The organism is Klebsiella sp. GB_Kp056, assembly GCF_040064755.1.
Classification (GTDB): Bacteria; Pseudomonadota; Gammaproteobacteria; order Enterobacterales; family Enterobacteriaceae; genus Klebsiella; species Klebsiella quasipneumoniae.
Map to the genome: position 1 here is coordinate 1 of NZ_JBEAJA010000055.1, position 26,355 is coordinate 26,355.

Annotated in this window: 26 protein-coding genes, 1 rRNA gene and 1 other annotated feature; of the genes, 12 read left to right on the plus strand and 15 right to left on the minus strand. The window is 56.4% G+C overall.

From position 1 onward, the window contains the following. The 4 genes from ABLV52_RS16935 to rluD all read right to left on the minus strand — a co-directional run. A 16S ribosomal RNA gene (locus tag ABLV52_RS16935) occupies positions 1-1,006 on the minus strand; the annotation flags it as partial. 464 nt (positions 1,007-1,470) lie between these two features. After that, positions 1,471-4,044: an ATP-dependent chaperone ClpB gene (gene clpB, locus ABLV52_RS16940; RefSeq protein WP_004206837.1), complete on the minus strand. Its 2,574-nt coding sequence runs from the start codon at positions 4,042-4,044 to the stop codon at positions 1,471-1,473. A 128-nt stretch (positions 4,045-4,172) separates the two neighbouring features. Then, a complete protein-coding gene (gene yfiH, locus ABLV52_RS16945; RefSeq protein ID WP_348890653.1) occupies positions 4,173-4,904 on the minus strand; it encodes a purine nucleoside phosphorylase YfiH in 732 nt (243 codons plus the stop codon). Beyond that, positions 4,901-5,881: a 23S rRNA pseudouridine(1911/1915/1917) synthase RluD gene (rluD, locus tag ABLV52_RS16950; protein WP_023290681.1), complete on the minus strand. Its 981-nt coding sequence runs from the start codon at positions 5,879-5,881 to the stop codon at positions 4,901-4,903. The genes yfiH and rluD overlap by 4 nt, the downstream gene beginning before the upstream one ends. A 131-nt stretch (positions 5,882-6,012) precedes the next feature. Between rluD and bamD the strand changes: the two genes are divergently transcribed. The 4 genes from bamD to pheA all read left to right on the plus strand — a co-directional run bounded on the left by bamD (position 6,013) and on the right by pheA (position 8,772). Next, the gene (gene bamD, locus ABLV52_RS16955; protein WP_004145664.1) at positions 6,013-6,750 is read left to right on the plus strand and encodes an outer membrane protein assembly factor BamD; all 738 of its coding nucleotides are present in this window, start codon (positions 6,013-6,015) and stop codon (positions 6,748-6,750) included. Positions 6,751-7,021: 271 nt separating this feature from the next. After that, a complete protein-coding gene (gene raiA, locus ABLV52_RS16960; protein WP_002914111.1) occupies positions 7,022-7,357 on the plus strand; it encodes a ribosome-associated translation inhibitor RaiA in 336 nt (111 codons plus the stop codon). 105 nt (positions 7,358-7,462) lie between these two features. Then, positions 7,463-7,587, plus strand: a sequence feature (Phe leader region). Beyond that, a complete protein-coding gene (pheL, locus tag ABLV52_RS16965) occupies positions 7,464-7,511 on the plus strand; it encodes a pheA operon leader peptide PheL (protein WP_100250063.1) in 48 nt (15 codons plus the stop codon). It overlaps the preceding feature by 48 nt. A gap of 24 nt (positions 7,588-7,611) precedes the next feature. Beyond that, entirely contained in the window at positions 7,612-8,772 is a 1,161-nt protein-coding gene (pheA, locus tag ABLV52_RS16970; protein ID WP_023290682.1) for a bifunctional chorismate mutase/prephenate dehydratase, read from the plus strand. Here the strand turns inward: pheA and ABLV52_RS16975 are convergent. The 3 genes from ABLV52_RS16975 to aroF all read right to left on the minus strand — a co-directional run bounded on the left by ABLV52_RS16975 (position 8,769) and on the right by aroF (position 11,905). After that, positions 8,769-9,641: an SMP-30/gluconolactonase/LRE family protein gene (locus tag ABLV52_RS16975; protein WP_044524403.1), complete on the minus strand. Its 873-nt coding sequence runs from the start codon at positions 9,639-9,641 to the stop codon at positions 8,769-8,771. The genes pheA and ABLV52_RS16975 overlap by 4 nt on opposite strands. Before the next feature lie 62 nt (positions 9,642-9,703). Continuing rightward, positions 9,704-10,825: a bifunctional chorismate mutase/prephenate dehydrogenase gene (gene tyrA / locus ABLV52_RS16980; protein WP_004206843.1), complete on the minus strand. Its 1,122-nt coding sequence runs from the start codon at positions 10,823-10,825 to the stop codon at positions 9,704-9,706. 9 nt (positions 10,826-10,834) lie between these two features. Further along, positions 10,835-11,905, minus strand: coding sequence for a 3-deoxy-7-phosphoheptulonate synthase AroF (aroF, locus tag ABLV52_RS16985; protein WP_023290684.1), 1,071 nt, complete (start codon positions 11,903-11,905; stop codon positions 10,835-10,837). Between the two features lie 342 nt (positions 11,906-12,247). Here aroF and ABLV52_RS16990 point away from each other — a divergent pair, with 342 nt between their 5' ends. Genes ABLV52_RS16990 through ABLV52_RS17000 form a run of 3 tightly spaced genes read left to right on the plus strand, consistent with a single transcriptional unit; the run spans position 12,248 to position 14,469 of the window. Further along, entirely contained in the window at positions 12,248-12,757 is a 510-nt protein-coding gene (locus ABLV52_RS16990; protein WP_023290685.1) for a YfiR family protein, read from the plus strand. Next, a complete protein-coding gene (gene dgcN / locus ABLV52_RS16995; protein ID WP_023290686.1) occupies positions 12,750-13,973 on the plus strand; it encodes a diguanylate cyclase DgcN in 1,224 nt (407 codons plus the stop codon). Before ABLV52_RS16990 ends, dgcN begins: the two co-directional genes overlap by 8 nt. Before the next feature lie 13 nt (positions 13,974-13,986). After that, complete coding sequence (locus tag ABLV52_RS17000; RefSeq protein ID WP_023290687.1) at positions 13,987-14,469, plus strand: OmpA family protein; 483 nt, start codon at positions 13,987-13,989, stop codon at positions 14,467-14,469. A gap of 8 nt (positions 14,470-14,477) precedes the next feature. Here the strand turns inward: ABLV52_RS17000 and ABLV52_RS17005 are convergent, their stop codons facing one another. The 7 genes from ABLV52_RS17005 to ffh form a co-directional block, all read right to left on the minus strand. Continuing rightward, positions 14,478-15,836 carry a PepSY-associated TM helix domain-containing protein gene (locus tag ABLV52_RS17005; RefSeq protein ID WP_348890654.1) on the minus strand — a complete coding sequence of 453 codons (1,359 nt, stop codon included), beginning with the start codon at positions 15,834-15,836 and terminating at the stop codon, positions 14,478-14,480. 57 nt (positions 15,837-15,893) lie between these two features. After that, a complete protein-coding gene (locus ABLV52_RS17010; protein ID WP_032453748.1) occupies positions 15,894-16,352 on the minus strand; it encodes a DUF2946 domain-containing protein in 459 nt (152 codons plus the stop codon). A gap of 118 nt (positions 16,353-16,470) precedes the next feature. Next, positions 16,471-16,818 carry a 50S ribosomal protein L19 gene (gene rplS / locus ABLV52_RS17015; protein WP_002914145.1) on the minus strand — a complete coding sequence of 116 codons (348 nt, stop codon included), beginning with the start codon at positions 16,816-16,818 and terminating at the stop codon, positions 16,471-16,473. Between the two features lie 39 nt (positions 16,819-16,857). After that, positions 16,858-17,625 (minus strand): tRNA (guanosine(37)-N1)-methyltransferase TrmD, encoded by a 768-nt coding sequence (gene trmD / locus ABLV52_RS17020; protein ID WP_002914147.1) that lies wholly within the window; start codon positions 17,623-17,625, stop codon positions 16,858-16,860. A gap of 31 nt (positions 17,626-17,656) precedes the next feature. Further along, the gene (gene rimM, locus ABLV52_RS17025) at positions 17,657-18,205 is read right to left on the minus strand and encodes a ribosome maturation factor RimM (protein WP_004150977.1); all 549 of its coding nucleotides are present in this window, start codon (positions 18,203-18,205) and stop codon (positions 17,657-17,659) included. An 18-nt stretch (positions 18,206-18,223) separates the two neighbouring features. Then, entirely contained in the window at positions 18,224-18,472 is a 249-nt protein-coding gene (rpsP, locus tag ABLV52_RS17030; RefSeq protein ID WP_002914149.1) for a 30S ribosomal protein S16, read from the minus strand. Between the two features lie 306 nt (positions 18,473-18,778). Then, entirely contained in the window at positions 18,779-20,143 is a 1,365-nt protein-coding gene (ffh, locus tag ABLV52_RS17035) for a signal recognition particle protein (protein WP_002914152.1), read from the minus strand. Between the two features lie 163 nt (positions 20,144-20,306). Between ffh and ABLV52_RS17040 the strand changes: the two genes are divergently transcribed. Then, positions 20,307-21,098 carry an inner membrane protein YpjD gene (locus tag ABLV52_RS17040; RefSeq protein WP_002914153.1) on the plus strand — a complete coding sequence of 264 codons (792 nt, stop codon included), beginning with the start codon at positions 20,307-20,309 and terminating at the stop codon, positions 21,096-21,098. A gap of 19 nt (positions 21,099-21,117) precedes the next feature. Continuing rightward, positions 21,118-22,404 carry an HlyC/CorC family transporter gene (locus ABLV52_RS17045; RefSeq protein ID WP_023290690.1) on the plus strand — a complete coding sequence of 429 codons (1,287 nt, stop codon included), beginning with the start codon at positions 21,118-21,120 and terminating at the stop codon, positions 22,402-22,404. 118 nt (positions 22,405-22,522) lie between these two features. Here ABLV52_RS17045 and grpE read toward each other — a convergent pair whose 3' ends face one another. After that, complete coding sequence (gene grpE / locus ABLV52_RS17050; RefSeq protein WP_004174800.1) at positions 22,523-23,113, minus strand: nucleotide exchange factor GrpE; 591 nt, start codon at positions 23,111-23,113, stop codon at positions 22,523-22,525. Positions 23,114-23,237: 124 nt separating this feature from the next. Between grpE and nadK the strand changes: the two genes are divergently transcribed. The 3 genes from nadK (at position 23,238) to bamE (ending at position 26,352) form a co-directional block, all read left to right on the plus strand. Then, positions 23,238-24,116, plus strand: a complete 879-nt coding sequence (gene nadK / locus ABLV52_RS17055; RefSeq protein ID WP_002914158.1) for an NAD(+) kinase — start codon at positions 23,238-23,240, stop codon at positions 24,114-24,116. Positions 24,117-24,202: 86 nt separating this feature from the next. After that, positions 24,203-25,864, plus strand: a complete 1,662-nt coding sequence (gene recN, locus ABLV52_RS17060) for a DNA repair protein RecN (protein WP_048335031.1) — start codon at positions 24,203-24,205, stop codon at positions 25,862-25,864. A 146-nt stretch (positions 25,865-26,010) separates the two neighbouring features. Further along, a complete protein-coding gene (gene bamE, locus ABLV52_RS17065) occupies positions 26,011-26,352 on the plus strand; it encodes an outer membrane protein assembly factor BamE (RefSeq protein WP_004206850.1) in 342 nt (113 codons plus the stop codon). Positions 26,353-26,355 lie beyond the last annotated feature (3 nt).

The following is a 26,355-nucleotide window of genomic DNA, read 5'->3' on the forward strand; positions in this document are numbered from 1 at the left end:
AAGTTCTGTGGATGTCAAGACCAGGTAAGGTTCTTCGCGTTGCATCGAATTAAACCACATGCTCCACCGCTTGTGCGGGCCCCCGTCAATTCATTTGAGTTTTAACCTTGCGGCCGTACTCCCCAGGCGGTCGATTTAACGCGTTAGCTCCGGAAGCCACGCCTCAAGGGCACAACCTCCAAATCGACATCGTTTACGGCGTGGACTACCAGGGTATCTAATCCTGTTTGCTCCCCACGCTTTCGCACCTGAGCGTCAGTCTTTGTCCAGGGGGCCGCCTTCGCCACCGGTATTCCTCCAGATCTCTACGCATTTCACCGCTACACCTGGAATTCTACCCCCCTCTACAAGACTCTAGCCTGCCAGTTTCGAATGCAGTTCCCAGGTTGAGCCCGGGGATTTCACATCCGACTTGACAGACCGCCTGCGTGCGCTTTACGCCCAGTAATTCCGATTAACGCTTGCACCCTCCGTATTACCGCGGCTGCTGGCACGGAGTTAGCCGGTGCTTCTTCTGCGGGTAACGTCAATCGACAAGGTTATTAACCTTATCGCCTTCCTCCCCGCTGAAAGTGCTTTACAACCCGAAGGCCTTCTTCACACACGCGGCATGGCTGCATCAGGCTTGCGCCCATTGTGCAATATTCCCCACTGCTGCCTCCCGTAGGAGTCTGGACCGTGTCTCAGTTCCAGTGTGGCTGGTCATCCTCTCAGACCAGCTAGGGATCGTCGCCTAGGTGAGCCGTTACCCCACCTACTAGCTAATCCCATCTGGGCACATCTGATGGCATGAGGCCCGAAGGTCCCCCACTTTGGTCTTGCGACATTATGCGGTATTAGCTACCGTTTCCAGTAGTTATCCCCCTCCATCAGGCAGTTTCCCAGACATTACTCACCCGTCCGCCGCTCGTCACCCGAGAGCAAGCTCTCTGTGCTACCGCTCGACTTGCATGTGTTAGGCCTGCCGCCAGCGTTCAATCTGAGCCATGATCAAACTCTTCAATTTAAGTTTGATGCTCAAAGAATTAAACTTCGTAATGAATTACGTGTTCACTCTTGAGACTTGGTATTCATTTTTCGTCCGAGGACGTTAAGAATCCATGTCACTTTGAGTGCCCACACAGATTGTCTGATAAATTGTTAAAGAGCAGTTGCGACGCGCTTTAGCGCTCTGTCGCGAGGTCCCGTATAATACGTTTTCCTCATTCAGAGTCAAGCGCTTATTTTGCTTTTCTCTGTCGGTTTTCAACGTTGCTTTCGCTGTTGAATCCTACTGTCCCGGCGGCTTGCTTGCCGTTGTTCCGTGTCAGTGGAGGCGCATTATAGGGGGTAATTCTGAAGTGACAAGGATAAATTCAAAAAAAGAATTCAACCGCTCACTTTTCAACCAAATCAGGTGTTGAGCTTTAATTCTTGCCTGGTTTTTAAACAAAAACGAGCCCGCTGGGCCCGTTTTTGTCGTTTTGTGACTTACTGCACTGCCACGATACGGTCGTCTTTCACTACCAGCTCGACGGTTTTACCCGGAATCAGCTCACCAGAAAGGATCTGCTGGGCTAACGGGTTCTCAATCTGCTGCTGAATAGCGCGTTTCAGTGGCCGCGCGCCGTATACCGGATCGTACCCGTTGGCGCTTAGCAGCTTCAGCGCCTCATCGGACATCCGCACTTCATATCCGCGCTCTTCCAGACGTTTATACAGACGCTGCAGCTGGATCTGGGCAATAGAAGCAATGTGTTTCTCACCCAGCGGATGGAAGACCACCACTTCATCGATACGGTTGATGAACTCCGGACGGAAGTTCTGGCTGACCACTCCCAGCACCAGGTCTTTCATATGTCCGTAATCCAGCTCGCCGAACCGTTCCTGAATCAGATCAGAACCGAGGTTCGAGGTCATGATGACCACCGTATTACGGAAGTCGACCGTTCTCCCCTGCCCATCAGTGAGGCGCCCGTCGTCGAGTACCTGCAGCAGAATGTTGAACACATCCGGGTGCGCTTTTTCCACTTCATCCAGCAGGATGACGGAATAAGGACGACGGCGCACCGCCTCGGTCAGGTAACCGCCCTCTTCATAACCGACGTATCCCGGAGGCGCACCGACCAGACGCGAGACGGAGTGTTTCTCCATAAACTCGGACATATCGATACGCACCATCGCGTCGTCGCTGTCGAACATAAAGTTAGCCAGCGTTTTACACAGCTCGGTTTTACCGACCCCGGTCGGACCGAGGAACAGGAATGAACCAATCGGTCGGTTCGGATCGGATAGCCCAGCGCGGCTGCGGCGAATAGCGTTAGATACCGCTTCAACCGCCTCATCCTGGCCAATTACCCGATGATGCAGTTCCTGCTCCATACGCAGCAGTTTGTCACGCTCGCTTTCCATCATGCGGGAGACAGGGATACCGGTCCAGCGGGCCAGCACTTCGGCGATTTCAGCATCCGTCACTTTATTACGCAGCAGACGCATGGTTTTCCCTTCGGACTGAGTGGCTGCCGCCAGCTGTTTCTCCAGTTCCGGAATTTTGCCGTACTGCAGCTCAGACATCCGCGCCAGGTCACCGACGCGACGCGCCTGTTCGATGGCGATTTTCGCCTGCTCCAGCTCGGCTTTGATGGTCTGAGTGCCGGAGAGGGACGCTTTTTCCGCTTTCCACTCTTCTTCCAGCACCGAGTACTGCCGTTCTTTATCCGCCAGCTCCTCGTTGAGCATATCAAGGCGCTTCAGACTCGCCTCATCAGACTCTTTCTTCAGCGCCTGCTGCTCCAGTTTCAACTGGATGATACGGCGATCGAGACGGTCCAGCTCTTCCGGCTTCGAGTCGATCTGCATACGGATGCTGGACGCCGCCTCATCGATAAGGTCGATGGCTTTATCCGGCAGCTGACGGTCGGCAATGTAACGATGCGACAAGGTCGCCGCCGCCACGATTGCCGGGTCAGTGATCTGCACGTGGTGGTGCAGTTCATAACGTTCTTTCAGGCCGCGCAGAATAGCGATGGTATCTTCTACCGATGGCTCGGCGACGAACACTTTCTGGAAGCGGCGCTCCAGCGCAGCGTCTTTTTCAATGTACTGACGGTATTCGTCAAGCGTCGTCGCCCCGACGCAGTGCAGTTCACCACGCGCCAGCGCCGGCTTCAGCATGTTGCCTGCATCCATCGCGCCATCGGCTTTACCCGCGCCAACCATGGTATGCAGTTCATCGATAAACAGAATGACGTTGCCTTCCTGTTTCGACAGGTCGGTCAGCACGCCTTTCAGACGCTCTTCAAACTCACCGCGGTACTTCGCCCCGGCCACCAGCGCGCCCATATCCAGCGCCAGCACCCGGCGGCCTTTCAGCCCTTCCGGCACTTCGCCGTTGACGATACGCTGCGCCAGGCCTTCGACGATAGCGGTTTTACCCACCCCGGGTTCACCAATCAGCACCGGATTGTTTTTGGTACGGCGCTGCAGTACCTGAATGGTACGGCGGATCTCTTCATCACGGCCGATAACCGGGTCCAGCTTGCCCTGCTCGGCACGCTCGGTGAGATCGACGGTAAATTTCTTCAATGCCTGACGTTGGTCTTCGGCACCCTGATCGTTCACGCTTTCACCTCCGCGCATTTGTTCAATCGCCTGGGTCACGTTGGCGGTTGTTGCTCCGGCGGATTTTAAAAGGTCGGTCAGCGTACCGCGTGATTCAAGCGCCGCCAGAACAAACAGTTCTGACGAAATAAAATTGTCCTTTTTCTTTTGCGCCAGCTTGTCGCAAAGGTTCAGGATCCGCACTAAATCCTGAGAAGGTTGCACATCGCCGCCGGTGCCTTCCACCTGCGGTAAACGGCTCAGAGCCTGTTCGATGTCAGTGCGCAGTTTCCCGGCATTCACGCCCGCCGAGGTTAATAAAGGACGTACCGATCCCCCTTCCTGATTCAGCAAGGCGCTCATTAAATGAAGAGGTTCGATGAATTGGTTGTCGTGCCCGAGTGCGAGCGACTGGGCATCGGCAAGAGCAAGCTGGAATTTATTGGTAAGACGATCCAGACGCATAACTCCTCCCATAACAGGTCAAATTTGCTACTGGAGATTAAATGAGGTCATCCCTCAATTATTCAAGGTTAAAGACCTGAACTATGCGAAAAATAAGTTTGCCTTCTGGATCGTCTTGATTCTCTAGGTTATATCAGCCAAATGAAACTTGCCATACGACCGGTGGTCTTGTCGCGCCGGTAAGAGAAAAAATCATCCTTTTCGCTTAGCGTGCAGCGATCGCCGCCGAAAATCTGCTCAACGCCGACGTTTGCCAGACGCTGCCGAGCCAGTTGGTAGATATCAGCAAAATATTTTTCGCCTGCCGGACGAAAAGCACGGTGCGCATTCTCATCCTTCGCCATAAAAGCGTCGCGAACTTCTGGCCCCACCTCAAACGCCTGCGGACCGATGGCGGGCCCCAGCCACGCCATAATGTTTTCGGCTTTATCGGCGAAACGGGCGACCGTCTCTTCCAGAACCCCTTCGCATAAGCCGCGCCATCCCGCATGCGCCGCGGCGACTTCGGTACCGGCGCGGTTACAGAAGAGGACCGGCAGGCAGTCAGCGGTCATCACCGCGCAGACAGTCCCTGTCGTACGGCTATAAGAGGCATCCGCGCGTTTCGACGGATAGGGTCCGCCGTCCAGCGTGAGCACATCGGTACCATGAACCTGCTCCAGCCAAACCGGGTAAGACGGCAAGCCGCCGGCGGCAAACATCCGCCGCCGGTTTTCTTCGACATGCTGCAGATTGTCGCCGCAATGGGCGCCCAGATTGAGCGAGTCATAGGGCGGCAGACTCACGCCGCCGATGCGGGTAGAACTACAGGCCGCCACGCTGCCGGGCATTGGCCACTGCGGTACAATCAGTTTAGTCATAACCAGTCAATATCGTCCTTATGGGCTTCAAAATCGGCGCGCATCGCCTCGATGAGCTCGACCATATCTTGTGGGATGGGCGCATGCCACTCCATTTCAATACCGGTAATCGGATGGTACAGACGCAGCATGGTGGCGTGCAGCGCCTGGCGGTCGAATTTACGCAGCGCGGTGATGAATTCCTCCGACGCGCCCTTCGGCGGACGCGGGCGGCCGCCATACACCTGGTCGCCTACCAGCGGATGGGTAATATGCGACATATGCACGCGGATCTGATGCGTACGCCCGGTTTCCAGACGCAGGCGCAGACGGGTATGAATGCGGAAATGTTCCATAATGCGGTAGTGGGTCACCGCCGGCTTGCCCATAGGGTGCACCGCCATATGGGTACGCTTGGTCGGGTGACGGCTGATCGGCTCTTCCACCGTACCGCCGGCGGTCATATGACCGATCGCCACCGCTTCGTACTCACGGGTGATCTCGCGCAGCTGCAGCGACTCCACCAGCCGGGTTTGCGCTGGAATGGTTTTCGCCACCACCATCAGACCGGTGGTGTCTTTATCCAGACGGTGGACGATACCCGCACGCGGCACATCGGCAATAGGCGGATAGTAGTGCAGCAGCGCATTCAGCACAGTACCGTCGGGGTTGCCCGCGCCAGGATGTACAACCAGATCGCGCGGTTTGTTGATCACGAGGATGTCGTCATCTTCGTAAACGATATTGAGCGGAATATCCTGCGGCTGGAAGCGCGCCTCTTCTTCGATTTCCACATCGATAGCGATGCGTTCTCCCCCCAGCACTTTTTCTTTCGGTTTATCGCCAATGGCGCCATTGACTAATACGCGTTGGTCGAGGATCCATTCTTTTATCCGCGATCGCGAATAATCAGGGAACAATTCGGCCAAAGCCTGATCTAAGCGTTGACCGAGTTGATTTTCGGTCACCGTTGCGGTGAGTTGTACTCGTTGTGCCATATACAGCTTCTTCGTTTAACGTTGGGTTTTACGGCTTTGCCGTTTAATATAGTGTGCTATTGTAGCTGGTCTTAATCGGGAGCAGGAACAGAGATTCTCCCGCATAAACATTTTGAGGAAGTCAAAACGTCATGACGCGCATGAAATACCTGGTGGCAGCCGCCACACTGAGCCTGGCTTTGGTGGGTTGCTCCGGCTCTAAGGAAGAGGTGCCTGATAATCCGCCGAATGAAATCTACGCGACCGCCCAGCAAAAACTGCAGGACGGTAACTGGAAACAGGCGATAACGCAACTGGAAGCGTTGGATAACCGTTATCCATTCGGCCCTTATTCCCAACAGGTACAGCTGGATCTGATTTATGCGTATTACAAAAACGCCGATCTGCCGCTGGCTCAGGCCGCCATCGATCGCTTCATGCGCTTGAACCCCACCCATCCGAACATCGACTACGTCATCTATATGCGCGGCCTGACCAACATGGCTCTGGATGACAGCGCCCTGCAGGGCTTCTTCGGCGTCGATCGTTCCGACCGCGATCCGCAGCACGCGCGCGATGCCTTCAATGACTTCTCCAAACTGGTACGTGGCTACCCGAACAGCCAGTATGCCACTGACGCCTATAAGCGCATGGTGTTCCTGAAAGATCGCCTGGCGAAGTATGAGCTGTCGGTGGTGGATTACTACACCGACCGCGGCGCATGGGTTGCCGTCGTTAACCGCGTGGAAGGTATGATGCGTAACTATCCGGATACCCAGGCCACCCGCGATGCCCTGCCGAAGATGGAAAACGCCTATCGTCAAATGCAGATGAACGCTCAGGCGGACAAAGTCGCGAAGATTATCGCCGCGAACAGCAAGAATACCTGAGCCTGATTCATAGATCGCAAACGGCAGCCACTGGCTGCCGTTTTTTTATCCATTACCCTGGCTAGCTGAAGCGGTTTAGCGCCGGGTTAACTCATCAAATATGGCCTGCTTTGTCGGGTTCGACAAGTAAAATCTCATCTCTTCCTGCCCTGTCTCACAAAATGAATTCGTTGACAAAAAGTGACAATAAAATGTGATTTAGATCACACATTTTGACATTGGGAAAGGTATGCTGGATTCACCAAGACGGGAAAGACAAGAGGTAAAATTTATGACAATGAACATTACCAGTAAACAAATGGAAATTACTCCGGCAATCCGCCAGCATGTCGCAGACCGTCTCGCCAAACTGGATAAGTGGCAAACTCATTTAATTAACCCGCACATCATTCTGTCTAAGGAGCCGCAGGGTTTTATCGCTGACGCAACCATTAACACGCCAAACGGTCATCTGGTTGCCAGTGCGCGTCATGAAGATATGTACGCCGCCATTAACGAATTGATCAACAAGCTGGAACGGCAGCTCAATAAAGTGCAACACAAAGGGGAAGCCCGCCGCGCCGCGACGTCGGTGAAAGAGGCAGGCTTTGTGGAAGAAGAAGAGTAATCCTTAACTTAAGTTGTGTCATGCCACGCGCCTTCGGGCGCGTTTTTTATTGACAGAGTGAAAACAGTACAGGTACTGTAATCCCCACTACTTAAAGGAATTCATCATGAAACTCGTCCCGTTCTTCTTCGCATTCTTTTTTACCTTCCCCTGACCGGGAGGCAATTCGTCGTATAAGAAAGAATGCGAAGACGAACAATAAGGCCTCCCACCCGGGAGGCCTTTTTTATTTGATAACAACAAAGGCAACATCTATGACCGAGGAAAACCCATTACTGGCGCTGCGCGACAAGATAAGCGCGCTGGATGAGAAACTGCTTGCTCTGCTGGCGGAGCGTCGCGGGCTGGCTGTTGAGGTTGGTAAAGCCAAACTGGCCTCCCATCGTCCGGTGCGTGATATTGACCGCGAACGCGATCTGCTGGAGCGTCTGATGACCCTCGGCAAGCGTCATAATCTGGATGCACACTACATCACCCGCCTGTTCCAGCTGATTATCGAAGACTCTGTTCTGACCCAGCAAACCCTGTTGCAGCAGCACTTGAATAAAATTAACCCGCATTCGGCTCGCGTGGCGTTCCTCGGTCCCAAAGGCTCTTATTCGCATCTGGCGGCGCGTCAGTACGCCGCTCGCCACTTTGAGCAGTTTATTGAAAGCGGCTGCGCGAAGTTCGCCGATATTTTTAATCAGGTGGAGACCGGTCAGGCCGATTACGCCGTAGTGCCGATTGAAAACACCAGCTCCGGCGGGATCAACGACGTCTACGATCTGCTGCAGCACACCAGCCTGTCGATCGTTGGCGAACTGACGATCCCTATCGATCATTGCGTACTGGTCAGCACCTCGACGGATGCCGATAAAATTCAGACCGTCTACAGCCATCCGCAGCCGTTCCAGCAGTGTAGCCAGTATCTGAGTCGCTACCCGCACTGGAAGATTGAATATACCGAGAGCACCTCAGCGGCGATGGAAAAAGTCGCGCAGGCGAACTCCCCGGCCGTCGCGGCACTGGGCAGCGAAGCGGGCGGCGCCCTGTACGGTCTGCAGGTGCTGGAGCACTGCCAGGCCAACCAGACGCAGAACATTACGCGCTTCCTCGTTCTGGCGCGCAAAGCGGTGAACGTCTCCGATCAGGTTCCGGCGAAGACCACGCTGTTAATGGCGACCGGTCAGCAGGCGGGCGCCCTGGTGGAGGCCTTACTGGTGCTGCGCAATCACAATCTGATCATGACCAAACTGGAGTCTCGCCCAATCCATGGCAATCCATGGGAAGAGATGTTTTATCTCGATATTCAGGCAAACCTGGACTCGCTGCCCATGCGCAAGGCGCTGAAGGAGCTGGCGGAGATCACCCGCTCCATGAAGGTTCTCGGTTGCTACCCCAGCGAAAACGTCGTGCCGGTGGATCCGGTTTAGCGTTCGCGGAACGGCAATTTCTTCATCCCTGCCACCGCCACCGGCAGGGTGAAGATAGCGCCGGACAGCGGATACTGCGCCAGCTCATCGTCCGCCATGTTTTCCCGGGTGGTGGTGATGTAGAGCGTTTTCATATCCGCCCCGCCAAAGCAGACCATCGTCGGGCAACGTACCGGCATCGGGTAGGACTCTAGCTCCTCGCCCTGCGGAGAAAAACGGGCGATCCGCCAGCCGTCAAACATTGCGCTCCAGTAACATCCCTCCACGTCAATCGCCGCCCCGTCCGGGATCCCTTCGCCCGGCAGAAAACGGCGAAAGACTTCGCGCCGGCCAGGCTCACCCTGCTCATCCAGCGGCGTACGGTAAATCACGGCGTTAGGCGTATCGGAGGTATACATCCAGCGCCGGTCGGCGCTAAACGCCAGACCGTTGGCGCCATGGATGTCGCACTGGATCACCGTCGGTTTCAGGTCGTTATCGACCCGCATCAGCAGCGCGCCGTTGTAATCCCCCGGGCCCCAGAAGGTGCCGGCATAAAAGCGCCCGTCGCGATCGGTCCCGCCGTCGTTAAACCGCGCCAGTTCCGGGTTGCTCGGGTTATCGCAGACTTTCCGCCGCAGCAGACCGTGGGCGTCGGTCAGCCAGATACCGCTGCGCAATGCAACGATAAAACCGCCCTTCTCGCGCAGGGAAAAACAGCCGACCTCCTCCGGAAACTGCAGCACCTGGTGTTCGCCGCTGCGGGTATCGTAGCGGTGAATTTCACATTCCATGATATCGGCCCAGTAGAGGGCCTGCTCTGCCTCACTCCAGGTCGGGCATTCCGGCAGGTATCCGGTGTAGTCAAACAGCGGTTGTGGTTCAGCCATCGTTATCATCCCTATAAAAAAAGCCAGCGGTCGCTGGCTTTATTGTATACATCTTTTTCGCTTTACTGCCGATTATCGTTCGCCTGACGCAGCAGCGTGCGGCTCTCGCTCTGGAAACGCTGGGCGTAATCGCCAAACCAGTGTTCGACTTTACGGAAGCTATCGATAAACGCCTGCTTATCGCCCTGCTCCAGCAGACCGATCGCCTCGCCAAACCGCTGGTAGTAGCGCTTAATCAGCGCCAGGTTGTTTTCCGAGGACATAATAATGTCGGCGTAGAGCTGCGGATCCTGGGCAAACAGACGGCCCACCATCGCCAGCTCCAGCCGGTAAATGGGTGACGAGAGCGCCAGCAACTGCTCAAGGCGCACATTCTCTTCCGCCAGATGCAGACCATAGGCGAAGGTGGCAAAGTGGCGCAGCGCCTGAATAAAGGCCATGTTCTGATCGTGCTCCACCGCGCTGATGCGATGCAGGCGCGCGCCCCAGACCTGAATTTGCTCGAGGAACCACTGATAGGCCTCCGGCTGGCGGCCATCGCAATAGACCACCACCTGCTTGGCAAGGCTGCCGCTGTCCGGACCGAACATCGGGTGCAGGCCGAGTACCGGGCCCTGATGCGCCGCCAGCATCGCCTGCAGCGGCTCTGCTTTAACCGAGGCAAGGTCGACCAGAATGCAATCCGCCGGCAGCGGCGGCAGCCTGGCGATCGTCTCCACGGTGGTGTGAATCGGCACGCTGACAATGACCATACCGGCATCGGCGACGATATCCGTCGCCCGCGCCCAGTCCTCTTTTTCCAGAATGCGCACCTGGTAGCCGGACAGCGTTAACATCTTCTCAAACAGACGCCCCATCTGCCCGCCGCCGCCGACGATCACCACCGGCCGCAGATTTGGGTAAAGGGTTTTGAAGCCTTTGTCGTTTTCGCTGGAATAGGATTCCCGCATCACGCGACGCAGAACGTCCTCGATCAGATCCGGCGGAACGCCGAGCGCAGCCGCCTCTTCACGCCGGGAGGCGAGCATCGCCGCCTCGCGTTCCGGGACGTAAATCGGCAGGCCATACTGGCTCTTCACCTCGCCGACTTCGGCCACCAGTTCCAGGCGCTTAGCCAGCAGGCTAAGCAACGCTTTATCCACTTCATCAATTTGATCGCGTAACGCGGTCAGTTCAGCAACCATACTTTCCTCTTACACCAAACGGGCCGCCAGGTGGCCGCGGAGATCCTTATCCAGTTCACGCAACAGCGCATCGGTGGTTTCCCAGCTGATGCAGGCATCCGTTACCGAAACGCCGTATTTCATCGCCTCACGCGGCTGTTCAGAGGACTGATTGCCCTCGTGGATATTACTCTCGATCATCAGGCCGATAATGGAGCGATTGCCATCTTTGATCTGCGCGACAACGGATTCAGCCACGGCCGGCTGGCGGCGGAAATCTTTATTGGAGTTCCCATGACTGCAATCTACCATCAGCGACGGCTTCAGTCCCGCCTGCGCCATCTCTTTTTCACATTTCTCCACATCTTCCGGACCGTAGTTCGGCGCCTTACCGCCGCGGAGGATCACATGGCCGTTCGGGTTACCCTGCGTTTGCAGCAGGCAGACCTGCCCGGCCTGGTTGATACCGACGAATCGGTGCGGCATCGCCGCGGCGCGCATGGCGTTGATAGCCGTGGCCAGGCTACCGTCGGTGCCATTTTTAAAGCCTACCGGCATGGAAAGACCAGAGGCCATTTCGCGGTGCGTCTGAGATTCCGTGGTTCGCGCGCCGATGGCGGACCAGCTGAACAGATCCCCAAGGTACTGCGGGCTGTTGGGATCCAGCGCTTCCGTCGCCAGCGGCAGTCCCATATTCACAAGCTCGACCAGCAGACGACGCGCAATCTTCAGGCCGCCTTCAACATCAAACGAACCATCCATATGCGGATCGTTAATCAGCCCCTTCCAGCCGACGGTGGTACGGGGTTTTTCAAAATAGACGCGCATCACCAGGTAGAGGCTATCGCTGACCTCTGCGGCAAGGGCTTTAAACCGACGAGCATATTCGATCGCCGCTTCCGGATCGTGAATGGAGCAAGGACCGCAGACCACCAGCAGGCGCGGATCGCGACCGGCGATGATATTGGAGATGGTTTCACGGGCGTGCGCGATCTGCGCTTCCTGTTCAACGCTCAGGGGGAATTCCGCCTTCAGTTGCTCCGGGGTCATTAATACATGTTCGTCGGTAATATGTACGTTGTTCAGCGCGTCTTTTTGCATGATTGCGATCCTGTGTAGCTCGTTTGCGATAAGGGTTGCCTCAGCGGGCATGACGTAACGATACCATACGAAGTAAAGAATTCAATCCATATTCCGTAAATTTTACTTTACAGTGATAAATTAATTGGCCATTACCACGGCATTAACCGTACAATAATATTTACAGATGGTGAAATCGCGCCAAAATTGCTCGCCAGCGCCATCGGCATTACGAAAAATCCTGGTGAGATTTGTCCCAAAGCAAAGGGCGCATCTAATGACGGGTTTTGCTATCAGTGGTATTCTTCGCCGGGCATCGGCAGCGGCTATTCCCGCGCTATGGCGAATTTGACGGAAGCGTTAATGACAGTATTACACCGTCTTTTATTGACTGTATTTTTTCTCATCGCGGTATCTCCTGTTTTTGCTGCCGGACCTTCAGAACATGTTCGCGCTATTGTTTCCGGGATCGTGACCTACACCCGTTGGCCGTCATTAACAGGGGCGCCGAAGCTATGCATTTTTGCCTCATCACGCTTCACCCATAGCCTGGCTCATGAAGCGCCGGATGCATTGCCTTATCAACCGGTGATAGTACGTAATAGTGAAGAAGCGTTAAAAACGACCTGCGATGGTTTTTATTTTGGCAGCGAAACGCCGACCCAACAGTCGGAATTAACTCGCCGCTATGGCTCGAGGCCGCTGTTACTCATCGCAGAACAAAATACGGATTGCTCAATTGGTAGCGCGTTTTGCCTGATCATCAACGACGACAGGGTCCGCTTCTCCGTTAATCTGGACGTTCTGACGCACAGCGGGGTTCGGGTTAACCCGGACGTCCTGATGCTTGCCCGGAAGAAACCACATGAATAAGGACTTTTCACAGACATCGCGCCCGACGTTCAAACGCGCGCTGCGTCGCATTAGCGTGATAAGCGTGGTGATCTCCATGACGCTGGTCTGGCTGCTGCTGAGCACGGCCTCTATTTTCACGCTCAAGCAGTACGCGCAGAAAAATCTTGAGCTCACTGCCGCGACCATGGGCCGCAGCCTCGAAGCCGCCCTGGTGTTTGGCGACAGCGCGGCAGCAGAGGAGACCCTCGCTTCGCTGGGGAAGCAAGGGCAGATTTCCCAGGCGATCGTGCTCAACGGCCAGAAGCAGCACTTCGCCGCCTGGCGCCACGAACCGCTGGCCAACAAAGAACAAGTGAGCGGCCTTATCAGTAAATGGCTGTTTCCGGAGCCCACGGTGCAGCCCATCTGGCACCAGGGGAAACAAATCGGCGAGCTGCGACTGACCGCGCTTGACGAACTGATTAGCCACTTTCTCGGCATCTCGATTCTGGTACTGACCGGCAGCATTCTGCTCGCCTCGTTCATCGGCCTGCTGCTGACCCACTCCCTGCACCGGGGGATCGTCGCCGCCCTGCAGAGCATCACCGAGGTCGTGCATGATATTCGCGAAAACCGCCACTTCTCGCGGCGGGTGCCGGAGGAGCGTATCGAGGAGTTCCATCTGTTTGCCCAGGACTTTAACAGTCTGCTGGGGGAGATGGAGGACTGGCAGCGCCAGTTGCAGGCCAAAAATGCTCAGCTGTTGCGCAGCTCGTTACACGATCCGTTGACCGGTCTGGCTAACCGCGCCGCCTTTCGCAACGCGCTCGCCGAGCTGATGAAAAATGAAGTGGATCACCAGACCTCAGCGTTACTGTTTCTCGATGGCGATAACTTCAAATTGATCAATGACAACTGGGGACATGCGGCGGGCGATAAAGTGCTGATGGAAGTCGCCAGCCGCCTGATGACTTTCGCCGGTAAACGCCATCTGGCGTGGCGTCTTGGCGGCGACGAGTTTGCCGTTCTGCTGCGCGAGGTGCGCTCGGAAGCAGAAGTCCAGGCCCTGTGCCAGGCGCTGTCAGAACAATTTCTTCCGCCATTCAACCTGCACAATGGCCATAGCGCCACGCTCTCGCTGAGCGTCGGTTATGCCCTGGCGTGGGAACACGCCACGGCGGAATCACTGCAAGAACTTGCCGATCAGAATATGTATCGGATGAAAAACCAACGTATCCAGCAGATGCTGAAATAATAAAGGACGCATTATGATCAGGAAATATTTCGCCCCCGCCCTGATGGCGGCGGCGCTTTTGACAGGTTGCCAGGCTCCTCAGGGAAAATTTACCCCCGAGCAGGTGGCGGCGATGAAATCTTATGGCTTCACTGAAAGCAATGGCGATTGGTCCCTGGGCTTATCCGATAGCATCCTGTTTGATAAGAATGACTACCGACTACGTCCCGACAGCCGCCAGCAGATCACCCAAATGGCCTCGCGGCTGGCGACAACCGGGATTACACATAGCCGCCTTGAAGGCCACACCGATAATTATGGTGAGGATAGTTATAACGAAGCCCTGTCGCTTAAGCGGGCCAACAGCGTAGCCGATGCCTGGGCGGAAGGCGCCCATATCCCGCGCAGTAATTTAGTCACCCGCGGCCTTGGCAAAAAATACCCGATCGCCAGCAACGATACCGCGGCCGGGCGCGCTGAAAACCGCCGGGTCACGGTGGTCATCAGCACGCCGTAGACGTCCGCTTAATCGCTGGACTTCGCTATCCTCATTGCCGTTGCCGCGCGCCAGCGCAGGTAGTCAACGGCAATGAACAGCACCAGGCTGATCCCCATCAACGGCATGGCCAGCCCCAGGGCTAACGCTATCCCCAGCACCAGCCCACGGGCAGGCCAGGCGAGCGACAGCCATGCCTGCAGCAGGGAAAGCGCCGGATCCCAGAGGGCCTGTGGCGGACGGCGTATCCACCACAGCCGGTACCCCACGCCGATGGTTACGCACAGCGCGCAACCAAACCCCACCAGCAGCAGCTGATTCGCCAGACCAAAGAGGATCCCCATATGGAAATCGACGCCCCAGCGGGTAAGCTTCGCCATCAGCGGAAAGTCGGCAAAATGGGTGCGATCCACCACCTGCATCGTGGCGCCATCGATCGCCACCGCGTCCACCTGCGTCGGCCAGCGGCGGTCGATCTCATTCACCGTCCAGGCGCGTTCGTCTGACACCGGCGGACGGATCTCCAGCCGGCTGGCGTTCAGCCCCGCCTGACGGGCCACCGCCAGCGCCTGGTCAAACTGCGCTGGCTGATGCTGGTTCATGGCCATCGCCTCCCTATGATGCCCGGCATGGGGATCGTGCGCCATCGGCGCCTCACCGTGCAGCAGGGTATTGACCTGCGGCGTCCACCAGCCGAAAGCCGCCCGCATTTTATCCACGTTGCCGCCGGCCCATTGCGACCAGGTCAGGCCGGTGGCGGAGAAGAGCAGCATGCCCAGCAGTAAGCACCAGCCCAGCGTCACGTGCAGCCGACGATGATTCTGCAGGGCGTTATTGAGCCGCCGTTTTGGACGCGTCATCGCCCACAGGGCAACGCCCCCCAGCGCGGCCACCCACATCCATGAGGCAGCCAGTTCGCTGTAGAGCCGCCCGCTGTCGCCCAGCAGCAGCGAACGATGCGCATAGTCAATCCACTGCCGCAGCGGCAGGATGCCGCTGGTGCCGTAGACCGTCATATCGCCCTTCACCCGCAGCGCGATCGGATCGACAAAAATGGCCCGGGATTCCGACTCCCCGAGACTCGGATCGGCAAACATAATGCGGGTGGTCTCGCCCACCGCGGAGGCCGGACGTACCGCCAGCAGCCGCAGATTACCCTGGGTCGCTTCTTCTGCCACCGCAATCTGGGCGCTGAGCGGCTGCGGGGTGCCTTCGGGAAGGCCATACAGCGCATCGTGATAGAGCCAGTTTTCCAGCTGCGGCGTCGCCACGTACAGCGTGCCGGTCAGGGCAGCGACAAAGATAAACGGTCCGATAAACAGCCCGATATAGAAATGGAGGCGACGCAGCAGGTTCAGCCATGCCGCGCGCGAGGTGCAGGTTGTCATACTTTTCCTTTTTCAAAGCAAAAATAGGTCGTTGCGCAGTGCGCAGATTCATTTTTATTAAAGGGAAAAAGCAGACAGCCGCGGCGGGGCGCGGGTTTCGGGGTAAAGCCAGGGAAAGTAGCGCCAGTGTTTTAATACCGGCCGAGAAGCCGGCAGGCGAATGCGCCGCAGGAGCATGGCGACGAACAGCGCCAGCGCGAAAAGCAGACCCGGGACATGGGCTAACAGCACGCAATAGCCGCACGCTTCGGCATGATCCAGCGGCAGTTCGTGTCCGGTATGCGTAGCGCCGTCTGCGCTATGCGTCATCGCCATCTCGTGGCCAGGCATCTGCGCCATACTCGCTGGCGAGCTGTCCATCATCATGGCGTGGTGCATGCCGGGCATGGCGCTCATGGGGTCTTTTTGCAGGGAGACGGAGATCAGGGGAGCCACGACGATCAGCAGGATCGCCAACAGCGCCAGCCAGGCGGCTCGCCGTTTAGGTGTCGTTTGCTGAAAACTGTTGCTGACCACCGCCCCTCCGAATAGAGGGCGTATTGTAAATGATTTACATCACGATGGTTACAACAAAGATAAAAAAGGGCCGGCCCTGAGGCCAGCCCTTTTTGTCAGGATGTCGCGAAAGCGAATCTTAGTTAAGACGCTCTTTGATACGAGCAGACTTACCAGTGCGCTCACGCAGGTAGTACAGTTTAGCTTTACGTACAGCACCACGACGTTTAACAGCAATGCTGTCAACTACCGGAGAGTGAGTCTGGAAGACACGCTCAACGCCTTCGCCGTTGGAAATTTTGCGAACAGTGAATGCAGAGTGCAGACCGCGGTTACGAATAGCGATAACCACGCCCTCGAATGCCTGCAGACGTTTTTTGGAACCTTCAACAACCCATACTTTCACTTCCACGGTATCACCCGGACGGAAGGAAGGTACGTCCTGCTTCATCTGTTCTTGTTCAAGTTGCTTAATAATGTTGCTCATAATTTAATCTCTTATCCTGGGTAAACTGATATTGGGGGCTCACGCCTGCCCATCATGTTTATGCTGCTGTTGCGCGTGTTCAGTTTTGAACTCCGCCAGCAGCTTTGCTTGCTCTTCAGTCAGAGCCAGGTTTTCCAGAAGTTCAGGTCTTCTAAGCCAGGTTCGGCCCAGCGACTGCTTCAGACGCCAGCGACGTATCTCAGCATGGTTTCCCGACAGCAATACTGGCGGTACTTCCATCTCTTCTAACACTTCAGGACGGGTATAGTGGGGACAATCCAGCAACCCATCAGCAAAGGAATCTTCCGTTGCTGATGCTTCATGGCCCAGTACCCCCGGAATAAACCGGGAAACGGAGTCAATCAGCGTCATTGCCGGTAACTCACCACCGCTGAGAACGTAATCGCCGATTGACCATTCTTCGTCAATTTCGGTTTGGATTACGCGCTCGTCTATCCCTTCGTAGCGACCGCACACCAGAATCAGTTTCTGATTCGTTGCCAGTTCGCTGACGCCCGCTTGATCAAGCTTGCGTCCCTGAGGTGACAGATAAATCACCTTCGCGCCTTCACCTGCCGCGGCTTTTGCTGCATGAATGGCATCCCGTAAGGGTTGCACCATCATTAGCATCCCCGGTCCGCCGCCGTAAGGACGATCGTCCACGGTACGGTGCCGGTCATGCGTGAAGTCGCGAGGACTCCAGCTTTCGATGCTCAGCAGGCCATTTTTTACTGCCCGGCCAGTTACCCCGTAATCGGTAATTGCGCGGAACATTTCAGGAAACAGGCTAATTATGCCAATCCACATAGCGCCGTCTTTTACCGTTTATCCGGAGAATTTAAAAACCAGGATCCCAATCTACTTCGATAGTACGCGTAGTGAGATCGACTTTCTTGATAACCTGCCCATCGAGGAACGGAACCAACCGCTCCTTGATACCAAATGCATCTTTCAGGTTTGCCTTGATGACGAGCACGTCATTAGACCCGGTTTCCATCATATCGATGACTTTACCGAGGCTATAGCCTTCCGTTGTCACTACCTGGCAGCCCATCAGGTCTTTCCAGTAGTAGTCACCCTCTTCCAGCTCCGGCAACTGCGATGAATCCACGATAATTTCGCAATTAGTCAGTAGATTCGCGGCATCACGATCGTCAACGCCTTTCAGCTTGATGATGATGTCCTGATTGTGGTGGCGCCAGCTTTCCAGCTCAACGACCTGCCACTGACCCGCCTTCTGGATTAACCAGGGCTGATAGTCAAAAATGCTTTCGGCGTCTTCGGTGGAGGAAAACACTCTGAGCCAACCACGGATACCGTAGGAAGAACCCATTTTCCCCAATACGATCGGATCAACAGGTGCTTGTGCGGTGTGTTGCTTGCTCATCATGACCACCGTGACAGATTAAGCTGCTTTGTTAGCGGCTTTGATCAGCGCGGCAACGCGATCGGAAACAGTAGCGCCCTGGCCAACCCAGTGAGCGATACGATCCAGATCCAGGCGAGTCTCTTCTTCCGCACCGTTAGCGATCGGGTTGAAGAAACCAACGCGCTCGATGAAGCGACCGTTGCGTGCATTACGGCTGTCGGTGACAACAACCTGGTAGAACGGACGCTTTTTAGCGCCGTGACGTGCTAAACGAATAGTTACCATAACATCCTCTTGTGTGAATAAAACAACCGGGCCCCATCGAGGAACGGAGCCCGGTGTCATATTAAAAGCCCGAAAATTTTACTGATTTCTGTGCAAAAATCAATTCAAAACTACATACGCTAAATAATTCGAGTTGCAGGACAAAACGCGAAAGCGTTTTGAACAGCGCTTGCGCTGGCCCCGAAGGGGTGAGGCCGAATGGCCGAATCACGCGGCAAGTGAGTAAATCCCCGGGAGCGTACACAAGTACGTGACCGGGGTGAACGAACGCAGCCAACGCATCTGCGGCTTGAATTATGACGCGTATTAGCGGCCCGGGAAGCCTGGAGGCATCATCCCTTTCATCCCGCGCATCATCTTCATCATGCCGCCTTTCGACTTCATCTTCTTCATCATGCGCTGCATGTCGTCGAACTGCTTGAGCAGACGGTTCACATCCTGCACCTGCATTCCGCAGCCGGCGGCGATACGGCGCTTACGTGAACCTTTGATGATTTCCGGCTTGGCGCGCTCTTTCAGGGTCATCGAGTTGATGATCGCTTCCATACGCACCAGCACTTTGTCATCCATTTGCGCTTTCACGTTGTCCGGGATCTGGCCCATACCCGGCAGCTTGCCCATCAGGCTGGCCATGCCGCCCATGTTTTTCATCTGGCGCAGCTGCTCAAGGAAGTCGGTGAGATCGAAACCGTCGCCTTTCTTCAGCTTGGAGGCCAGCTTCTCGGCCTGCGCGCGGTCGACTTTGCTCTCGATATCTTCGATCAGCGACAGCACGTCGCCCATGCCGAGGATGCGGGAGGCGACGCGGTCCGGATGGAACGGCTCCAGCGCTTCGGTTTTCTCGCCGACGCCGAGGAATTTAATCGGCTTGCCGGTAATATGGCGAATCGACAGCGCCGCGCCGCCGCGGGCGTCGCCGTCCACTTTGGTCAGCACCACGCCGGTCAGCGGCAGCGCTTCGTTAAAGGCTTTGGCGGTATTCGCCGCATCCTGGCCGGTCATCGCATCGACGACGAACAGGGTTTCAACCGGATTAATGGCGGCGTGGACGTGCTTAATTTCGTCCATCATCGCTTCGTCAACGTGCAGACGACCGGCGGTATCCACCAGCAGCACGTCGTAGAATTTGAGCTTCGCTTCTTTCAGCGCCGCGTTGACGATATCAACCGGCTTCTGGCCGACGTCGGACGGGAAGAAGTCGACGCCGACCTGCTCGGCCAGGGTCTCCAGCTGTTTGATCGCCGCCGGGCGGTAAACGTCCGCGGAAACCACCAGCACTTTCTTCTTGTGCTTCTCGCGCAGGAATTTCCCCAGCTTACCGACGCTGGTGGTTTTACCGGCGCCCTGCAGGCCCGCCATCAGCACCACCGCCGGCGGCTGCGCCGCCAGGTCGAGGGTCTGGTTCTCTTCGCCCATCGCCGCCACCAGCTCGTTGCGGACGATTTTGACGAACTCCTGACCCGGGGTCAGGCTTTTATTGACTTCATGGCCGACCGCGCTCTCTTTGACGCGGCTGATGAAATCACGTACCACCGGAAGCGCAACGTCCGCTTCCAGCAGCGCCATGCGCACTTCGCGCAGGGTGTCTTTAATATTGTCTTCTGTAAGGCGTCCGCGGCCGCTAATGTTGCGCAGCGTACGCGACAAACGATCGGTTAAATTATCAAACATTGTCTCTCGCCTGAGGTGGAAACGGTCGGTCGCCGCAGCGACACACAAAACGAATGTGGCGGAGTATAACACGACATCAATCTGAATGTGCTGCAACGGTTGGAGCAGAGGCCTGCTGACGTTATACTGCTTCTCTTTCTTATTTATCCAACAGCCGACACCTATGCCTGTTTTTGCTCTACTCGCCCTTGTCGCCTACTCTGTCAGCCTCGCGCTGATTATCCCCGGCTTGCTGCAAAAAAACAGCAGCTGGCGGCGAATGGCGATTTTATCAGCGACTATCGCGTTGATCTGCCATGCTTTTGCGCTGGAAGCACGGATATTCCCCGGCGGCGAGAGCGGGCAAAACCTCAGCTTACTGAACGTCGGGTCGCTGGTGAGCCTGATGATCTGTACGGTCATGACTATCGTGGCCTCGCGCAATCGCGGCTGGCTGCTGCTGCCTATCGTCTATGCCTTCGCGCTGATCAATCTGGCCTTCGCCACCTTCGTGCCTAACGAATATATCACCCACCTGGAAACCACCCCGGGGATGCTGGTGCATATCGGCCTGTCGCTCTTCTCCTACGCCACGCTGATCATTGCCGCGCTGTATGCGCTACAGCTGGCGTGGATCGACTACCAGTTAAAGAACAAAAAGCTGGCCTTCAGTAGCGAAATGCCGCCGCTGATGAGCATTGAGCGCAAAATGTTCCACATCACCCAGGTCGGCGTGGTGCTGCTGACCCTGACGCTGTGTAGCGGTCTGTTCTATATGCACAATCTGTTCAGCAGCGAAAACATTGATAAAGCGGTGCTGTCGATTATTGCGTGGTTCGTCTATATCGTCCTGCTGTGGGGCCACTATCATGAAGGGTGGCGCGGACGTCGTGTGGTCTGGTTCAGCGTCGCTGGCGCCGGTCTGCTGACGCTGGCCTATTTTGGTAGCCGCGTGCTGCAACAGTTCGTGAGCTAAGTCTTTTAAGGAATCCTACGTGGAACATATCTCCACCACCACGCTGATCATAACGCTGATCGTCATGGTGATTATCTCTGCCTATTTCTCCGGTTCCGAAACCGGCATGATGACGCTGAACCGCTATCGGCTGCGTCATATGGCGAAACAAGGCAACCGCCCCGCCAAGCGCGTGGAGAAGCTGCTGCGCAAGCCGGACCGCCTGATTAGCCTTGTGCTTATCGGCAATAACCTCGTCAACATTCTCGCCTCGGCGCTGGGCACCATCGTCGGCATGCGCCTCTACGGCGATGCCGGCGTCGCGATCGCCACCGGCGTGCTCACCTTTGTGGTGCTGGTGTTTGCCGAAGTCCTGCCGAAAACCATCGCCGCCCTCTATCCGGAAAAGGTCGCCTACCCCAGCAGCTTCCTGTTGGCGCCCCTGCAGGTGCTGATGATGCCCCTGGTGTGGCTGCTGAATACCATCACCCGCATGCTGATGCGCATGATGGGCATCCGCACCGATACCGTCATCAGCAGCGCCCTGAGTAAAGATGAACTGCGCACGATTGTGAATGAATCCCGTTCACAAATCTCACGACGCAATCAGGATATGCTGCTGTCGGTGCTGGACCTGGAGAAGGTCAGCGTTAACGACATCATGGTGCCGCGCAATGAGATTGTCGGCATCGACATCAATGACGACTGGAAATCTATTGTCCGCCAGCTGACCCACTCCCCACACGGCCGCATTGTGCTCTACCGCGATTCGCTGGATGATGCCATCAGCATGCTGCGCGTCCGTGAAGCCTACCGCCTGATGACGGAGAAGAAAGAGTTCACAAAAGAGATCATGCTGCGGGCGGCAGATGAGATCTACTTTGTTCCGGAAGGGACGCCGCTCAGCACCCAGCTGGTGAAATTTCAGCGCAATAAAAAGAAAGTCGGCCTGGTGGTTAATGAATACGGCGATATTCAGGGGCTGGTTACCGTTGAAGATATTCTTGAAGAGATTGTCGGCGACTTCACCACCTCCATGTCACCCACCCTGGCGGAGGAAGTGACCCCGCTCAACGACGGTACGGTGATAATCGACGGCAGCGCCAACGTTCGCGAGATCAACAAAGCGTTCAACTGGAACCTGCCGGAAGATGAAGCGCGCACCATCAACGGTATCATCCTTGAAGCGCTGGAAGAGATCCCGGTCCCGGGCACCCGCGTGCGCATTGAGCAGTATGATATTGATATCCTCGACGTGCAGGACAACATGATCAAACAGGTGAAAGTGATGCCGGTGAAATCATTACGCGAGAGCGTCGCGGAGTAGCGCGAGCGAAGGAATTAACATCACGGTGGGCTGCGGCCCGCCGTTTTTTTTCTCGCGCCGGGAGCGATGGCATAAAAAACGGCCGCCCGCGGGCAGCCGTTGAGCAAGGCAGCAAACGTTATTTCGCTTTTGCTACCGTCACCATCGCGGCGCGAATGGTGCGGCCGTTCAGGGTGTAACCTTTCTGCATCACGGCCAGCACGTTGCCCGCCGCCACGTCTTCAGACTCGACCATCGCAATGGCCTGGTGGACGTTCGGATCCAGCGGAACGTTGGTGTCGGCGATCACTTCCACGCCAAACTTACGCACTACGTCCAGCATAGATTTGAGGGTCAGTTCGATCCCTTCCACCATCGGCGCCAGCTCCGGGTTAGCCTTGTCGGCCACTTCCAGCGCGCGGTCCAGGCTGTCGATCACCGGCAGCAGTTCATTGACGAATTTTTCCAGCGCGAATTTGTGCGCTTTCTCGATATCCTGCTCGGTACGACGACGCAGGTTATCTTCGTCGGCTTTGGCACGCAGCATCACTTCACGTTCACGTTTCTGCGCTTCAGCCAGCTGGGCTTCCAGATTCGCAATTTTTTCATCGCGCGGATCCACCTGCTCAGCCGAAACTTCAGGCTCTACCGCCTCAACGTCGTCGTGCTGCTCCGTGATAATTTCTTCCGGGGCTTGCCCCTCAGGCGTTTTCTGTTCTTTACTACTCATGAATTTCTCCGCGTTTTTTTCGCATTCATCTCGCTAACTTCGCTTATTATGGGGATCAGTTTCCGGGTTTCAAGGGAAGCGGACAGATTGTCACTATTTCATTTAACGCAAGGACATCCAGATCATGAAGAACCATTTCAAGTGTATCGGCATTGTGGGACATCCTCGTCACCCCACCGCCCTGACCACACATGAAATGCTCTGGCGCTGGCTGTGCAGCAAAGGGTATGAAGTGCTGGTTGAACAGCAGATCGCCCATGAACTTCAGCTCAGCAACGTGAAAACCGGCACGCTGGCGGAGATTGGCCAACAGGCCGACCTCGCGGTGGTAGTGGGCGGCGACGGCAATATGCTCGGCGCGGCGCGGACCCTGGCCCGTTACGACATTAACGTCATCGGCATTAACCGCGGCAACCTCGGCTTTCTCACCGACCTTGACCCGGACAACGCCCTGCAGCAGCTCGCCGACGTGCTGGAAGGCCACTACATCGCCGAGAAACGCTTTCTGCTGGAGGCCCAGGTGTGCCAGCAGGATTGCCAGAAACGCATCAGCACCGCCATCAACGAAGTGGTGCTGCACCCCGGCAAAGTGGCGCATATGATTGAGTTCGAAGTCTATATTGATGAAGTCTTTGCCTTCTCCCAGCGCTCTGATGGCCTGATAATCTCCACCCCGACCGGCTCCACCGCTTATTCATTGTCGGCCGGCGGCCCGATCCTCACGCCGTCGCTGGACGCTATCACCCTGGTGCCGATGTTCCCGCACACCCTCTCGGCGCGACCACTGGTGATCAACGGCGACAGCACCATCCGCCTGCGCTTCTCTCACCGCTGCAGCGATCTGGAGATCAGCTGCGACAGCCAGATTGCCCTGCCGATCCAGGATGGCGAAGACGTTCTCATTCGCCGCTGTGATTATCACCTCAATCTGATTCACCCTAAAGATTACAGCTATTTCAATACATTAAGCACCAAGCTCGGCTGGTCGAAAAAATTGTTCTGATTTACATCGCTGCCTCTTTACTGGATAAAAAACCAGTCTATACTGTACGAAAACACAGTATTGGTTTTTCATACAGGAAGGCAGCTATGTTGGCGCAACTCACCATCAGTAATTTTGCTATCGTTCGTGAACTGGAAATTGATTTCCACAGCGGCATGACCGCCATCACCGGGGAAACCGGCGCCGGGAAATCCATTGCCATCGACGCGCTGGGGCTGTGCCTCGGCGGCAGAGCGGAAGCCGACATGGTGCGTCGCGGCGCCACCCGTGCCGACCTGTGCGCGCGCTTCGCGCTGAAAGATACCCCGGCCGCCCAGCGCTGGCTGGAAGAGAACCAGCTGGAGAGCGGGCGTGAGTGTTTACTTCGCCGGGTGATCAGCGCCGACGGCCGCTCGCGCGGCTTCATCAACGGCACCGCCGTCCCGCTCTCGCAGCTGCGCGAGCTGGGCCAGCTGCTGATCCAGATCCACGGCCAGCATGCGCACCAGCTGTTGACCAAACCCGAACACCAGAAAACGCTGCTCGACGGCTATACCGGTGAGTATGCGCTCACTCAGCGCATGGCAGAGCACTATCGCCAGTGGCACCAGAGCTGCCGCGAGCTGGCCCAGCATCAGCAGCAGAGCCAGGAGCGCGCCGCCCGCGCCGATCTGCTGCAGTACCAGCTTAAAGAGCTGAACGAATTTAACCCGCTGGCGGGAGAGTTTGAGCAGATTGACGAAGAGTACAAACGCCTGGCCAACAGCGGTCAGTTGCTCAGCACCTGTCAGCACGCCCTGACGGTACTGGCGGACGGCGAAGAAGCCAACCTGCAGAGCCAGCTTTATACCGCGAAGCAGCTGGTCAGCGAGCTGGTGGGTATGGACAGCAAGCTTTCCGGCGTGCTGGATATGCTGGAAGAGGCGGCCATTCAGCTCAGCGAGGCCAGCGATGAGCTGCGCCACTATCACGACCGTCTGGACCTCGATCCTAATCGTCTGTTCGAACTTGAGCAGCGGATTTCCCGGCAAATCGCGCTGGCGCGTAAACATCAGGTGATGCCGGAAGAGCTGCCGGCGGTTTATCAGGCGATGCTCGAAGAGCAGCGCCTGCTGGACGACAGCGCCGGCTCGCTGGAATCCCTCAGCCAGCAGGTGGTCGAACATCATCAGCAGGCGCTGGAGACCGCGCGCCAGCTGCACGCCCTGCGCCAGGCCAGCGCCGACGAGCTAACCCAGCTTATCACCGAGAGTATGCACTCACTTTCTATGCCGCACGGGGTCTTCGCGATTGAGGTCGCTTTTGATGAACGCCATCTCACCGCCGACGGCGCCGATCATATTGAGTTCCGCGTCACCACTAACCCGGGTCAGCCGCTGCAGCCGATCGCGAAAGTGGCCTCTGGCGGCGAATTGTCGCGTATTGCGCTGGCGATTCAGGTGATCACCGCACGTAAAATGGAAACCCCGGCGCTGATCTTCGACGAAGTGGACGTCGGCATCAGCGGCCCGACCGCAGCGGTGGTCGGCAAGCTGCTGCGCCAGCTGGGCGAGTCCACGCAGGTGATGTGCGTTACCCACCTGCCGCAGGTCGCAGGCTGCGGCCACCATCATTTCTTTGTCTGCAAAGAGACCGATGGCGAGATGACCGAAACCCATATGCAGCCGCTGGATAAGCGTGCTCGTCTGCAGGAGCTGGCTCGCCTGCTGGGCGGCAGCGAGGTCACGCGCAACACCCTGGCGAACGCGAAAGAGTTGCTTGCGGCGTAAACTTTTTGATTTTCACAGGGTCATAGTGAACAGCAAATTGCCTGCTGACCGCAGCCGGAGGTTTCCATCGGCGCGAAGGTCTATTATTATCGGCATATTACAGATGAGCCACGTACTGCTCGGGCCCAAAAAGGAATCAAATCACTATGCGCTGTAAAACGCTGACTGCTGCCGCAGCGGTTCTTCTTATGTTGACCGCAGGCTGTTCCACTCTGGAACGAGTGGTTTACCGTCCTGACATCAACCAGGGTAACTATCTGGCACCTAACGATGTAGCAAAAATACGTGTCGGTATGACGCAACAGCAGGTTGCTTATGCTCTCGGAACGCCAATGATGTCGGATCCGTTCGGCACCAACACCTGGTTCTATGTATTCCGTCAGGAGCCGGGCCACGAGAAAGTGACTCAGCAGACCCTGACCCTGACCTTCAACAATGGCGGCGTGTTAACCAACATTGATAACAAGCCCGCGCTGACCAGTCAGTAAGGC